At 48.3% G+C, this 13,808-nt stretch carries 15 protein-coding genes; 14 read left to right on the top strand and 1 reads right to left on the bottom strand.

Going from position 1 to position 13,808, the window contains the following annotated elements; all coding sequences use genetic code 11:
- Positions 1-178 precede the first annotated feature (178 nt).
- The 14 genes from DMN77_RS17100 to DMN77_RS17035 all read left to right on the top strand — a co-directional run bounded on the left by DMN77_RS17100 (position 179) and on the right by DMN77_RS17035 (position 12,438).
- Positions 179-1,159, top strand: a complete 981-nt coding sequence (locus DMN77_RS17100; RefSeq protein ID WP_068778242.1) for an ABC transporter ATP-binding protein — start codon at positions 179-181, stop codon at positions 1,157-1,159.
- Positions 1,152-1,901 carry an ABC transporter permease gene (locus DMN77_RS17095; RefSeq protein WP_068778241.1) on the top strand — a complete coding sequence of 250 codons (750 nt, stop codon included), beginning with the start codon at positions 1,152-1,154 and terminating at the stop codon, positions 1,899-1,901. Before DMN77_RS17100 ends, DMN77_RS17095 begins: the two co-directional genes overlap by 8 nt.
- 46 nt (positions 1,902-1,947) lie before the next feature.
- Complete coding sequence (locus DMN77_RS17090) at positions 1,948-2,319, top strand: GntR family transcriptional regulator (protein WP_068778240.1); 372 nt, start codon at positions 1,948-1,950, stop codon at positions 2,317-2,319.
- A gap of 16 nt (positions 2,320-2,335) precedes the next feature.
- Positions 2,336-3,034, top strand: coding sequence for an ABC transporter ATP-binding protein (locus DMN77_RS17085; protein WP_068778239.1), 699 nt, complete (start codon positions 2,336-2,338; stop codon positions 3,032-3,034).
- Positions 3,031-3,792: a hypothetical protein gene (locus tag DMN77_RS17080; RefSeq protein WP_068778238.1), complete on the top strand. Its 762-nt coding sequence runs from the start codon at positions 3,031-3,033 to the stop codon at positions 3,790-3,792. Before DMN77_RS17085 ends, DMN77_RS17080 begins: the two co-directional genes overlap by 4 nt.
- A 308-nt stretch (positions 3,793-4,100) precedes the next feature.
- Positions 4,101-5,141, top strand: a complete 1,041-nt coding sequence (locus DMN77_RS17075) for a LacI family DNA-binding transcriptional regulator (protein WP_179015787.1) — start codon at positions 4,101-4,103, stop codon at positions 5,139-5,141.
- A 207-nt stretch (positions 5,142-5,348) separates the two neighbouring features.
- Positions 5,349-6,689 (top strand): ABC transporter substrate-binding protein, encoded by a 1,341-nt coding sequence (locus DMN77_RS17070; RefSeq protein WP_179015786.1) that lies wholly within the window; start codon positions 5,349-5,351, stop codon positions 6,687-6,689.
- 48 nt (positions 6,690-6,737) lie between these two features.
- Positions 6,738-7,580 (top strand): carbohydrate ABC transporter permease, encoded by an 843-nt coding sequence (locus DMN77_RS17065; protein ID WP_179015785.1) that lies wholly within the window; start codon positions 6,738-6,740, stop codon positions 7,578-7,580.
- Between the two features lie 11 nt (positions 7,581-7,591).
- Entirely contained in the window at positions 7,592-8,479 is an 888-nt protein-coding gene (locus tag DMN77_RS17060; RefSeq protein ID WP_068778235.1) for a carbohydrate ABC transporter permease, read from the top strand.
- 31 nt (positions 8,480-8,510) lie between these two features.
- Positions 8,511-8,966 carry a VOC family protein gene (locus DMN77_RS17055; protein ID WP_068778234.1) on the top strand — a complete coding sequence of 152 codons (456 nt, stop codon included), beginning with the start codon at positions 8,511-8,513 and terminating at the stop codon, positions 8,964-8,966.
- A gap of 70 nt (positions 8,967-9,036) precedes the next feature.
- Positions 9,037-9,513, top strand: coding sequence for a VOC family protein (locus DMN77_RS17050; RefSeq protein WP_068778233.1), 477 nt, complete (start codon positions 9,037-9,039; stop codon positions 9,511-9,513).
- Between the two features lie 23 nt (positions 9,514-9,536).
- On the top strand, positions 9,537-10,235 hold the full coding sequence (locus tag DMN77_RS17045; RefSeq protein WP_068778232.1) for an SDR family NAD(P)-dependent oxidoreductase: 699 nt from the start codon (positions 9,537-9,539) through the stop codon (positions 10,233-10,235).
- A 447-nt stretch (positions 10,236-10,682) separates the two neighbouring features.
- Positions 10,683-11,354, top strand: a complete 672-nt coding sequence (locus tag DMN77_RS17040; protein WP_179015784.1) for a ThuA domain-containing protein — start codon at positions 10,683-10,685, stop codon at positions 11,352-11,354.
- A 121-nt stretch (positions 11,355-11,475) separates the two neighbouring features.
- Positions 11,476-12,438 carry an aldo/keto reductase gene (locus DMN77_RS17035; protein WP_179015783.1) on the top strand — a complete coding sequence of 321 codons (963 nt, stop codon included), beginning with the start codon at positions 11,476-11,478 and terminating at the stop codon, positions 12,436-12,438.
- 55 nt (positions 12,439-12,493) lie between these two features.
- Here DMN77_RS17035 and DMN77_RS24300 read toward each other — a convergent pair whose 3' ends face one another.
- Positions 12,494-13,795, bottom strand: coding sequence for a polysaccharide deacetylase family protein (locus tag DMN77_RS24300; protein WP_179015782.1), 1,302 nt, complete (start codon positions 13,793-13,795; stop codon positions 12,494-12,496).
- Positions 13,796-13,808 lie beyond the last annotated feature (13 nt).

Genomic DNA, 13,808 nt, shown 5'->3' with positions numbered 1-13,808 from the left:
AATCATAGTAACATTGTCCCCTCCTCCCTTTCTTATAAAAGGAACTATAAGCTATCCTCTTGGAGGAGAGTCAATACCGTTATTATGTTTTTGCGAAATTTCAAAAATAGGCTTTACAATATCTATTTACTAGTGTACTATTCAACTATAACACTAATACAAATAAGGAGTGGCCGTAATGAATAAAGCGGTAAACCAGGTCGGAACAGGCCCTGCGAACGGAAAGGGTCAGGTCGTCCTTCAAGTGAATGGAGTGACCAAGCAGATTGGACATAAGAAAATAGTCGATCGGCTGTCATTTAATATACATCAGGGAGAGATCGTTGGCTTGCTTGGACCAAATGGAGCGGGCAAGACGACCACGATCCGTATGATTGTCGGATTAATCGGTATGAGCGAAGGTGACGTGCTGATTAAGGGGGAGAGCGTGAAGCGACATTTCGCCAAGGCGATTGCCCATGTTGGCGGTATTATTGAAAATCCGGAATTCTATCCATATATGACAGGCTACGATAATTTGAAGCAATATCAGCGTATGGCCAAGGGCATTACGGAAGAGAGGATCGCTGAGGTGGTGCGACTGGTTGGTCTTCAGGATGCGATGAAGAAGAGGGTGAAGGCTTATTCGCTTGGAATGCGCCAGCGTCTCGGCATAGCCCAGGCACTGCTGCATAATCCATCGATTCTGATTCTGGATGAGCCGACGAACGGCCTGGACCCTGCGGGAATCAGGGAAATGCGCGACTACCTCAAAAAAATTGCCCGTGAGGAAGGCATCGCCATACTCGTCTCCAGCCATCTGTTATCGGAGATGGAACTGATGTGCAGCCGGGTTGTCGTCATTCAGGAAGGCAAGCTGGTTACCGTCAGAACGCTGGGCGCTTCGTCAGCTGTTAAGGAAGAGGAACAAATTCAAGTCATGCTGCGTGTCAATGATGCGGAGCAGGCGAAGTTAAGACTCGTACAGATGGAGGAACTGCGTGTGGTTGGAATCGATACCGACCGGAATCAAGTTACGATTGCCGTACACGACAGAGATATCCCGAATGTGATCGATGTTTTGCGGAATGAAGGAGTCGCATTGTACCGGATCGAGGAAATGAAGGAATCGCTGGAAGACGAGTTCTTGAAATGGACGGGAGGAAGTCAAAGTGCATAAATTGGTTTTTAATGAGTGGTTGAAATTGTTTAAGAAAAGAAGCTTTTTCGTTGCTTATTTGGCTATTGCCGTTTTTGTCATCGGCGCTGCCTACTTTATGGCTAAATTGTCGGGAGACGAGGTATTTAATGCACGGGATTTCGTCTTTATGGCTATGTCGCCCAGCGGATTTGGCACTCTGCTCCTCTTCCTGGTCGTGGTGGGAACGGCGGGGGTTGTCTCCAAAGAGTATGGTCAGGGAACAATTAAGCTGTTGCTGATCCGTGCCCAGAGCCGTGGCAAGATTTTACTCTCCAAATATATCGGCATCGTCGTGTATATTTTGTCGCTAATGCTCACAATGCTGGTGATCTCCTTCATCACAGGGACGATTGCCTTCGGAGCGGGGACGCCAAGCGTAAGCTGGAATGATGTCGCTCAGACGTCGCTCTACACCTTGGTCTATACCGTGATTTATGCAACAATAACGTTTATGTTGGGGGTACTCACCCGTTCTACTGGAATAACGGTCGGGCTCACTATGTTCTTGATGATGCTGGAGAGTCTGATTGTTGGCCTGCTTGCGAAATATTCCTTTACGAAGTACTTGATCTTTGCGAATACCGATTTGTCCAAATATGTGGACGGCGGTTCACCGCTGCCAGGGATGACGATCAGCTTCTCCGTAATCGTTATTGCGGTATATATGGCATTGTTTCTTATGGTAAGCTTTGTTACCTTTAAAAAACGGGATGTTGCATAGGTCACAATGGCCTGGGAACATAACGGATGAAAGGAGCCAACGGATCGTGAGCATAGAATTTGATAACAATCTACCGATTTATTTGCAGATCATGAATTTTATCAAGAAAGAGATTGTCACTGGAAAGTTGAAGGCCGGGGATAAGATCCCATCGGTTCGTGAGCTTGCGGCCGAGCTGCAAATCAATCCGAATACGATACAACGAACATTTCAGGAACTGGAGCGTGAGGAAGTCGTGGAGACAAGACGCGGGCTAGGAAGATATGTGACGAGCGAGGAAGCGAAGATTATGACGATCAAGAAGGAAATGGCCGGGGACCTGCTGGATAATTTCATTAACGGAATGCAGGAATTGGGCTTCTCCAATAAGGATATCGCAAGTATTGTAGCGGAAGCCGTTGAAATAAAGAGTGAATAGAGAGAGGAGAGAGGATATGGATAATCTGCTGCAATTTCAGAGCGTCTCTAAATCTTATGGATCGAGAAAAGCTTTGAACGATGTATCCTTCAGCATCGGGCCCGGCAAAATTATCGGTCTGCTGGGTACGAACGGAAGCGGCAAAAGTACGCTGATGAAAATAACCGCCGGACTGCTGCCGGTATACTCCGGAAGCGTAACGGTAGCTGGCCAGCCGCTTGATCTGAATACGAAATCAATCGTCTCCTTTATGCCGGACCGTCCCTTGACGGAATCCTGGATGAAGGTCAGGGACGCGATTACGTTCTATAGTGATTTTTATTCGGACTTCGATATGGCAAAAGCGCTGCAAATGCTCGATTTTATGAATTTGAATCCGCAGGACCGGATCAGTTCTTTATCCAAAGGGATGAATGAACGGCTGCAATTAACATTGGCCCTGTCCAGAAATGCCAAGCTCTATTTGCTGGATGAACCGATTGGCGGAGTAGACCCGGTAGCCAGAACGAAAATTCTTGACGCTATTGTGGAGTTCTATAGCGAAGACAGCAGCTTGATCATATCGACGCATCTGGTTAAGGATATTGAACGGATCTTTGACGAGGTGATCTTCATCAAGAATGGGGAGCTTGTGCTGCATGAGGAAGTAGAGGAACTGCGACTCAAGCATGGCAAGAGCGTGGACGATATGTTCAAGGAGGTGTTTGCCGAATGATGAGATTGCTCAAGTACGATTGGAAGAAGAACTCAACGATGCTGTTAAGTACAGCCGTTATTTTGATCCTTGCCGAGGCGGGATTAACGATAGCCAGCTATACCCGGGGCTGGGAAGAGGGAATCACCTTTGGGCTCAGCATAATGCTGTATATCTTCGTCGCGATGCTGGCAGTCATCATGACATACAGAACCTTTTTTAGCAATGCCAAGTCATACAGCCGCAGACTGCTTCCTGTCCGTACGATATGGAGTGTTCTCTCCCCGATGGTTCTGGGAATGCTGGTGCTGATTGGGCTAGGGATTCTCATCTGTATTCATATAGGAATCTTCAGTCTAATTTATGGGGTTCCCGATCTTAAGGGAATTTCTGCGGAAGCGGTTCCCGAGCTTTTGAGGGTGACAGCGATATTTATATTCCAGGCGTTCTGGGCCTATCTCTTCTCTTACATGGCTATAGCCCTGTCCATTGCGATCGCATTAATGTTCCAGCGTGGTAGAGTATGGATCGGGATTCTGAGCTTCGTTATTATACAGAATGTAATCAGTTGGATCATATCCAGGCTGTTCCAAGTGAACTTCGGAGGTATTCCATTTCTCAACGTCAGTGTTCAAACGGATTTGATGGTTGGCGGAGAGATGATCTTTCCAAATGACATCATGCTCATTAATTGGGGAGAAACCCTATTAGAAGCGGTCTTTATCGCCCTGATGCTGTATGCAACGGTTCTTCTGCTGAACCGCAGGGTGGAGGCTTAACCTCAGCAATACATGGATAGATCATTATAGAGAAAGAAATGATCCCTTTTAAGGGTCTTGAGTGAGCTTATTAGCGAACAAGAGACTCCGTGAGAGGGATTTTTATTTTTCGGGTTTCCATTCCAATTTATAGATTGACAATCAAATAGGGCTGATGTAAATTGTAACCATAAACACGTGTTTATTAATTTGGAGAGAAATCTACTCATTTTATAGGAGTTTTGGGTTTAATTATCGGAAATTATTAGCTGATTCAGGGAATTAAGAATAGATCAATATGAACACGTGTTAGGCAGGAGGGGCATTTTATGAAAAAGTCGGATATCAATAGCATTGAAATCGCTAAAATTGCCGGTGTATCCCGCAGCACGGTCAGTCGGGTAATCAACAATTATCCGAACGTGCCAAAGGCAACGCGGGATAAGGTGATGCAGGTGATCGAGCAGTATAAGTACTCGCCTAATTTTTCGGCCCGAATCATGTCCGGCATGAAGACCCGAACCATCGGTCTGTTTATGATCTCGCCTGAAGAGGTGTTTCATGATTCGTTAACAACCTCATTAATTACCGGACTCATTGAAAGCGCATCCAGTAAGGGGTATTACGTGTTGACGCATATTATCAGAAATACCAAGGACCAGGACATCGTTCGCAAAGTAAAGGAGACGTTCTACCAGCAGCGGATCGACGGCGGAATTTTCGTCGGCGCAGCCAATCATGAACCACTGATTGAAGAATTAATCGCCGAAGGTTACATTGTTGGCATTATAGATCAGAATATTGAAGGACGTTATGAGTCCAATCGGGTCGTCTGCAACTTTGGCAATTTGCAAGGCATGAAGCAGGGAGTCGATTATCTGGCCGCTCTGAATCATCGCAAAGTGGCCTTTATTACTGGCGATCCTCAGCGCTGCTCCGGGCCAGAGAAGCTTGAAGGCTTCAAGAATGCGATGGCTTCGCATGGGCTCGAGGTGGATCCGCGCTGGATTATCCCGTCCGATTTCACTGAGAAGGGCGGATACAATTCGGTCAGGCAATGGCTCAAAAAGGTCCAAGAGCTGCCGACGGCGATATTCGCCTGCAACGATAGCGTCGCCTTCGGTGCGCTGGCGGCTTTGAAGGAAGCGAATCTGACCGTACCGGATCAGCTCTCCCTGATCGGCTTCGATGATCACGCGCTTAGCTCCCGAATTCAGCCGGCATTAACGACCATCCATGTGGATTTTACGGAAATGGTACATACATTGATCAGCAATATTATCGAAGCGATCGAGCAAGATCCGAAGGGATTCAAGAAATATGTCGGCACTACCGAACTGGTAATCAGGGACTCCTGCCGTGCCATTTAGCGGTGATTCAGGTGCTTAATCCAATAGATCGGTTAATCCAAAAAAATACTATTTGCCGTAGGATAGTATTTTTTTGATTAATGATAAACACGTGTTCACAAAAGGGGGGAGGTGACGGGCAGACATTCCGGCGGATTGATGTTGGGAGGTTCAAGAAGCACATCTTGATCAAGGTACAATAATCTCTAATAAAGCGAGGGGTATCTTATGAAGAAACAAGTAACAGTACTGTTAAGCTTACTGGTAGGCTTAAGTCTAGTTCTTGCAGGATGTGGCGGGGGATCAACGGAACCGGCAGCTTCTGGCGGCAAATCCAGCCAGGGAGCAGGTGGGTCGCTAACCTATTGGTACCCTTGGGGCGGTGATTCGGAGAAATGGGATCAATGGCGGATGGATGAATTCAAGAAGGAATATCCGGACGTGAACTTCAACGCAACCTATGTTCCACCGGATGGAGGAATATCCAACGGTAAGCTGCTCGCTGCCATATCCGGCGGCAACCCTCCCGATGTCGTCATCACTAATGAATATGCCAGTGCCTATGCGCTTGCCGCTCAGGGGGCATTGATGCCGCTTGATGATCTGCTCGCGGATACTGATTTTAAAGAGGATGAAATTCTGGATGCTTATAGAGATGTAATGAAGGTCGATGGCACGACTTACCTTTTCCCGGAAGACTCAAACGTTAACTTGCTTTATTACAATGTGGATTTATTCATTGAGGCAGGGCTCGATCCGGATGAACCGCCAACAACGATTGAGGAATTAGATGCGGCGGCCGAGCGTTTATCGCAGGTAGAGGATAACAAGATCAGCCGGCTTGGCTTCATTCCATGGCTTGATGCAGGAGATGAAGCGTTCATGTGGGGGTATATCTTCGGCGCTGACTTCTATGATGTGAGCGACAAGAAGGTGGTACTTGATGACCCGCATATGGTCGATATGCTGAATTGGATGAATACCTATGCCCGGAAGTACAATCCGGAGAAGATTAAATCATTCTCGTCCGGCTTTGGTGGAGCGTTCTCGCCGGATCACCCGTTCTTCTCGGGCAAGGTGGCGATGACCGTAAACGGCAACTGGTTCGCGAATGCACTCAAAGAATATGCGCCTAATCTGAACTACCGTGTGGCAGCTATACCAGCCCCGCAAGGAGGCCGGGCCAATTCCTCGAACTTCGGCACGAACATCTTCATGATTCCGAAGGGAGCCAAAAATCCTGAAGCGGCCATGAGGTTCATCCTGTTTGGTGTGAATCCGGAGGTCATGGCCGACAACATTAACATCTGGAGATCGCTGTCGATCTACAAAGCGCCAAATGATGCGATTAAATGGGATAAAGAAGGAGACGCAGTCTATAAAATCGTTCGCGAAATCGCCTCTTCACCAAACTCAGGCCACCCGGCGCTAACGATCGTGGCTAAAGAGATGTCCAATGAGATTACGCTGCTTCGGGATAATGTGATCTATAATAACAGCGATCCAAAGCCGCTGCTGCAAAATGCTGAGAAGAAGCTTCAAGCCGAGGTGGATAAACAGTCCAAGTAAGCCTGTCGATTCGCTGCCTGAATCTTGATTAAAGAGTAAGGGGTGATTATGATACACACCAAGTACAGGATAGATATGATCGAGAAGGTCGTTGTCTATATAATTTTGGTTGCTGTGGCACTTGCGTATATTGTTCCTTTTATATGGCTGATTTCAGGTTCATTAAAGAGCAATACAGAGCTGTTCGCCGATCCTCCGGTGTGGATTCCGGCGAAGCTTCAGTGGGCTAACTATGTAACCGCCTTTCAGCAGTTTCCGTTCCTGCTCTATCTGCGGAACACCCTGTATATTTGCGCTATGGCAATTATAGGCGGAGTGCTGTCCAACAGTCTGGTTGCATACGGCTTCTCACGGATTGAATGGAAAGGCCGCGATACGCTGTTCATTATTGTATTAGCTACAATGATGCTGCCTTTTCAGGTAACGATGATCCCGTTGTTCGTGTTGTTTCAGAAGTTTGGCTGGATCGGGAGCTTTAAACCGCTTGTAATTCCTGCTTTTTTTGGCAACGCTTACTTTATCTTTTTGCTGCGTCAGTTCTTTATCGGAATTCCGAAGGAGCTGTCCCAATCGGCCAAGGTGGACGGAGCCAGCGAGTTCCGTATTTATTGGCAGCTGACTTTGCCGCTCTCTTTGCCGGTCATGATCACGGTCGCGATCTTTTCTTTTACAAGAGCTTGGGGAGATTTCATCGGTCCGCTTGTCTTCTTGAATGACAATAAATTGTATACGCTCTCACTTGGGATCCAGCAGATTATGTCGGTGAATGATCCACGATGGACGCTGCTGATGGCCGTGGGTGTTAGTATGACGCTTCCCGTATTAATCATTTTCTTCCTGCTGCAGAAATATTTCATTCAGGGGATTACCTTCACAGGGATCAAAGGATAGGGGGAGAAGCTATGCGTTCCAAATTGGACCGCCGCAATCTGCGGAACGGCCTGCTGTTCATATCGCCTTGGGTGATCGGGTTCCTTGTATTTACCGGCTATCCGCTAATAAGCTCACTATATTATTCACTGACGGACTATAACATTATTAACCCGCCGGTCTGGGTGGGCCTTGATAATTATACGAAGCTGTTCGCCGGGGATTCACTGTTCTACAAGGTGCTGATGAACACGCTTTATATGATTGTAATTGGTACGACCGTGACAACTATCGGCGCAGTATTTATTGCAATACTGCTCAACAGCAAGAAAATCAAGGGTTTGTCTTTCTTCAGAGTGGTCTTCTTCTTGCCAACACTGGTGCCTTTGGTTGTCCTCTCTGTGCTATGGATTTGGGTGCTGCAGCCGGAGAACGGAGTGGTAAATTCCTTTTTGGGCGTGTTTGGCATTGAGGGCCCGGGCTGGTTTTCAAGCCCTGCTTGGTCGAAGCCTGCTTTCATTCTGATGGGACTGTGGTGTTCAGGACAGATGATCATCATTTATCTGGCTGGACTGCAGGGCATATCCGATTCCCTGTATGAAGCTGCATCCATCGATGGGGCCAGCTCCTGGAGACAGGTCGTGAACATTACGATTCCGATGCTGAAGCCGGCGATTGTGTTTAATGTGATTACGGGCGTGATAGGAACTCTGCAGTCTTTTGCCGAATCCTTCATTATTACCAATGGCGGTCCCGACGGCTCAACGATGTTCTATTCGCTATATTTGTATCAGAATGCATTCCAGTATGCGAAGATGGGCTACGCTTCAGCGATGGCCTGGATCCTGCTGATCCTTGCATTAATTATTACGTTAGCCCTGTTCAAGCTGTCCAATGGATTCAGCTCGGACGAAGCATAATTATAATTCAATCATAAGGAGACGATTTATTATGGAAAAAAGCTTGCTCGGGACCACGATTGTTACTCAGATTGGTATTATTGTTCGCGATATTGAGAAGGTAGCCCAGAGCTACGCCAAATTTTTCGGAATTGAGCAGCCCAAGTGGTCCTGGACGGATACCGCAGATGTTGCACAGACGGAATATAAGGGAGAGTCCTCCCCGGCCCGGGCGAAGCTCGCGTTCATTGATTGCGGCCAACTGCAGATTGAACTGATCGAACCTGATCAGCACCCTTCCACCTGGCGGGAATTTCTCGACGAGCATGGCGAAGGAGTGCATCATATCGCCTTCTTCGTGAAGGGAATGAAGGAGAAGGTTAGCGTTATGCAGGCGCAGCAAATGCCGCTGATTCAAAAGGGCGAATATACCGGCGGGCGTTATGCATATATGGATTCTTTTGCCGAGCTGAAGGTGTTGGTGGAATTGCTGGAGAATGATAATTGAATACCCTTAACTGGCTTTATTGTCCAGAGCGGTCTTTGTGAACAACTTCTAAAAATAGGGGTGGAGAAGAATGGAACATATATCGAATAATCACTTGTTAAAGATGGGGATTGTCGTTAACGATATTGAAGCGGCGGCCAAGCATTTCTGCCAGCTGTTCGGGATGGAGGTTCCCGCGATCTCTGTTCCTGATCCTGATGCGGTCTACGAGCCTTCGGCTGACTCCTATACCTGGCAGCGCGGTGAGCTTCGCCCTACCCGCACAAAGATGTGTGTGCTGCAGATGGGGCCGATGGTGCTGGAATTGCTGGAGCCGTACGATGAGCCGAGTCCGTGGAATGAATTCAAGCAGGCGCATGGCGAGGGTGTTCACTTTATTATGTTTACGGTCGACGGCTTCAACCAGCATATCGATTTCATGGAGCAGAGGGGTTATCCACTCAATCATAAGGGAGAGTATGGCGCCGGGCGCTACTGTTATTTCGATTCGGAGAAGAGGCTTGGCGTAACGCTGGGCTTGCAGGAGCTCGGTCCGGAGCAGGACTGATCCTAGAGGGAGGAGAGCAAAATATGAAGATTTTGTTGACAGGGGCCGCTCAGGGCTTAGGGCTGGCAACGGCAAGCGAGGCGCTGGAGCGCGGGCATCAGGTGATGGCTACTGTCCGGGACATAAAGCGCATTGGACATTTGCAGGAACTGAGTAACAAATACTCGCAGCAGCTTGATATCGTACAACTGGATGTGAATGATGAACGCGAAATTCGCGAGGCCAGGCTTCAGATCGAGCAGAAGCACGGTCATATCGACGCTCTCATTAACAATGCAGGCATACTGATTGCGCGTGATCAGAAGCTGGAGCAGCTTGATTTCAAGGATATGGAGCTTACAATGCAGACCAATCTGTATGGACCGATGAAGGTGGCCAAGCATTTCCTGCCTCTCTTGCGCAAGAGCAATCAGCCGTGCATTATCAATATCAGCTCAGAGGCGGGCTGCTTCTCAGCGGCGTACGGAGCAGATTATCCGTACGCGTTGTCAAAGTGCGGATTGACCTTCTTCACTGCGCAGTTGCGCAAGGAACTCGCGCCGCAGGGCTTCGTAGTGTACAGCGTACACCCTGGCTGGATCAAGACGCAGATGGGGGGAGACCGGGCCCCCGGGCATCCGCAGGATACAGCGGTTGGACTCTTGAACCTTGCAGAGCGGAAGATTCAGCCGGAGCAGGAGAGCTGGATGATCAATCATAAGGGCGAGGCTATGCCTTATTGATCGGAGTGAGCACTGGGAGTGGGCTCTGGAAGTGAGCTTTGGGAGTGGGTTCTGGAAGTGAGCTCTGGAAGTGGTTTTGGAAGTGAGCTTGGGTGAGCACTGGAAGTGGTTTTGGAAGTGAGCACTGGAAGTGAGCACTAGGAGTAAGCTCAAGAAGTGAGCTAACGGAAACCACGGTCTCTATTTTGCTATTTATTAGCACATTAGAATTGTAACGGAAATGTGGTGCGCTATTGGTGGGTTAACGACCCCATTTGGCCGAAAATTTGCCTAATAAGGTCACTCATTTCCGTTAGATTTTCCACGGTCGCTTTTTTGACCTAATAACGGCTCCCATTTCCGTTAGAACCGGAGATGAAGGGGCGCTAGTCGAACGGCTTTTCTATTGCGTCTTCCGTTCTTACGTATATAGTAACTCTATTAGAAGCAGATTGGAGATGATTAGAGATGAAGCGTGTACTAGCAATTGTCGGAGACTTCTATCATGATGCTGAACTGGCCAAGAAGTCGTTCGATCGGGTGGTCGAGCCGTTCGTCAAGGATGGTCGATTACAGGTCGCTTATGCAGGTGTGGAGCAGCTTGAGCAGGAGCTGGTTCGTCCGTCAGGTGTATTGCTTGATCTGGTCGTTCTGTTCGCTGAGGATCGGATCGATCCGCAGTCGGAACAGGTGAAACAGTGGATGACGCCTCCGGTGGCAGAGAACATCGCGGATTATGTTGCCGGAGGCGGGGCTTGGCTTGCCTGGCACTCCGGTCTTGCCTCCTACCCTGTAGGTGGGGCTTATGTGAGAATGCTGCAGGGGCACTTCTTATCCCACCCGTCAGAGCACAGCAAAGTCACGTATACCCCGTTGCCAGGCACGGAGCTGGGAGAGCTTGGGGCGTCGTTCGCTTTCATGGATGAGCATTACTTCGTAGCTTGCGATGAGTCCAAGACGACTGTATTTTTGCGTTCTTCTTCTATAGACGGCGAGAGTAAAGCGGGCTGGTACCATGCGTACGGCTCAGGGCGAGTGGGCTGCCTGACGCCAGCCCATCTCTCCGAAGGCCTGCTGATGCCGCAGTTTATTGAGGTGATGAGAGGCCTCGTTGCTTGGTGCACTGAGCTTGAACCATAGACTTGCCTAGCGGATGACTTGCCTATAAGCAGGTTATCCGCTGCTTATTCTCATAAAGAGGCTTTTTAAACTATGATGATTTCAAAATTCTAATAAAGGATTGATGGGAGGGGATATACATATGAGATGCGGGCATATTCCAAATACAGAGCTTGAGGCGGCGCGGATTTGCTTCGGGACGGCTGGCGTTGGAGCTTCGATTAGCGAGGCTGATGCTTTCACACTGCTTGATGCGTATTGTGAGCGGGGCGGAAATTTCATTGATACGGCCAGTGTGTACTCTGATTGGGAGAGCGATGTGAAGAGCGTTACTGAGAAGACCCTGGGCAAATGGCTGAAGAGCCGGGGCCAGCGTAGTTCGATTATTTTGGCGACCAAAGGGGGACATCCGGCTCGGGATAAGATGTCCATGGGCAGATTAACCAGGGAGGACATTGCCTTCGATCTGGATCATAGCTTGCTTAATCTAGGCACTGATGTCATTGATCTATACTGGCTGCATCGCGATGATATCTCCAGACCTGTGGAGGATATCATCGATATGCTTGAGGAGCATGTACGGGCGGGGTGTATTCGTTATTACGCCTGCTCAAACTGGACGGTGGAGCGGATTGAGGCGGCACGACAGTATGCTGCTTCTATTGGCAAATCAGGCTTTGTTGCGAATCAGATGCAATGGAGTCTGGCTGTGGTGAACCCGGAGGGGATTGCCGATCCAACGACGGTTCAGATGGATGGACGGATGCTGGATTATCATATATCAACAGGACTTGCCGCTATCCCTTATACATCGCAAGCCCAAGGATTTTTTAGCGGGAAATATCGTCCAGAAGAACGTACCAAAGTCAGCGTTGTAAATATGTTCTACAATGAGGTCAATTTTGGCCGTCTGGCGCGTGTCCAGGAGACGGCTAAGCAGCTGGGTTGCTCCGGTACGGAGGTGGCGCTCGCCTATTTGACCTCTCAATCGTTCCCGGCATTTCCGATCATCGGTTGCCGTACAAGGCAGCAGCTTGAGGAGAGTCTCAAGGCCGGCGACCTTCAGCTTGACTCCGCCGCTGTGCGTTATTTACGCGAGGGCTAATAAGTCATAGAACATGGAAAAGCCGACCCTCAAGGTGTCGGCTTTTCCATAGCTATTATCGCAAACTCACCATATCAAGCTTCTGATCCTGCAAATATTTAATAATTCTAGGCAGGGCTTCGAGCGTAGCCTTCGTTTCATGCATGAGTATGATAGAACCGTCGGGTTGCGCATTTTGGATGGATTGATAAATTTTATCCGCGTTCCGGCTCTTCCAATCAAGCGTATCGATATCCCATAATACCATTTTATGATTCGTATTATTTATGTAATCGACGAGCGCCTTATTTTTGGCCCCGTAGGGCGGGCGAAAGAGAACGACAGGTTCTCCGGTCAATTTTTCAATCATCTCATTAGGCTGGGTAATTTCGTATTTTTGCTTCGCCTTGGATAGCTTGGTCAGTTCCAGGTGATGCATGCTGTGGCTGCCGATTGAGTACCCATGCTCCTTCACATACTGAACCGATTCGGGATACTTCTCAACATTTTCTCCGATAAAGAAGAAAGTTCCTCCCACTCGATACTCCTTCAATACGTCGGCAATCTTCTCTGTGAACTTGGAAGGTCCGTCGTCAAAGGTAAGGGCGACATGGCCTTTCGGAATACTAAAATTCAAGGTATCGTTCAATTCCACAAACGAAACAACCGGCTCATTGGCAGGCCTTGCCGGAGCGTCCACGGCTTTAGCTATTTTCTGCTCCGCTGCTGGTGCTTGGAATTGAGGATTGACGGCGGTTATCGATCCTATCTCTGAAGTAAGCCCCTCAATGCTATCAACTGTCTTGGTCATGCCCCCGACCAGCTGAGTATCGGCATCTATGCCGCTAGCCATCTTGTAAGAGAAAGCAGGTACCGCGGAACCTATCAGCATTAAAATAATGATGCTCATCAAAACAATGGCTGACCAGATAAGTCCCCGGTTGGATAGATATGGACGCGCGTTCTCAGATTTCGAAGAATCAGGCTCAGGCGCTGTCTCGGGTAAGGGGGTCAGGAACTCTAGCCCATCGATGGATTCATTTGTTCTAATAGATTGCAAGTCGTGCACATATTGTTCAGAACAGGTGAAATAGATCCGCTCGCTTTGCTCGCAATAAGTCCTCGTCAGATAGCTGACATAGCAGCTATTGGCGGAATCCCGAGCGGTATAAAAGGACAAGCGATATTTATTAACGGCATCGGGATCAAGTTCTTGTTCAAAGATGGCTTGCAAATGATCCGCTGTAGTGTTGTCAATTTTCCATAGTACCTCGGTACCTGGTTCTTGCTCAGATGATATTTTGATAGTTAAATAGGATTGATCCGCTTGGTTTGAAACGGACTGCAATTCCAGCACTTTTCCTAGATAGACTGGCACAGGCATAGTAATC

The organism is Paenibacillus sp. 79R4, assembly GCF_013393165.1.
Lineage (GTDB): Bacteria > Bacillota > Bacilli > Paenibacillales > Paenibacillaceae > Fontibacillus.
The sequence above is the reverse complement of the archived record's forward strand: the minus strand, read 5'-3'. Positions and strand labels throughout refer to the sequence as shown.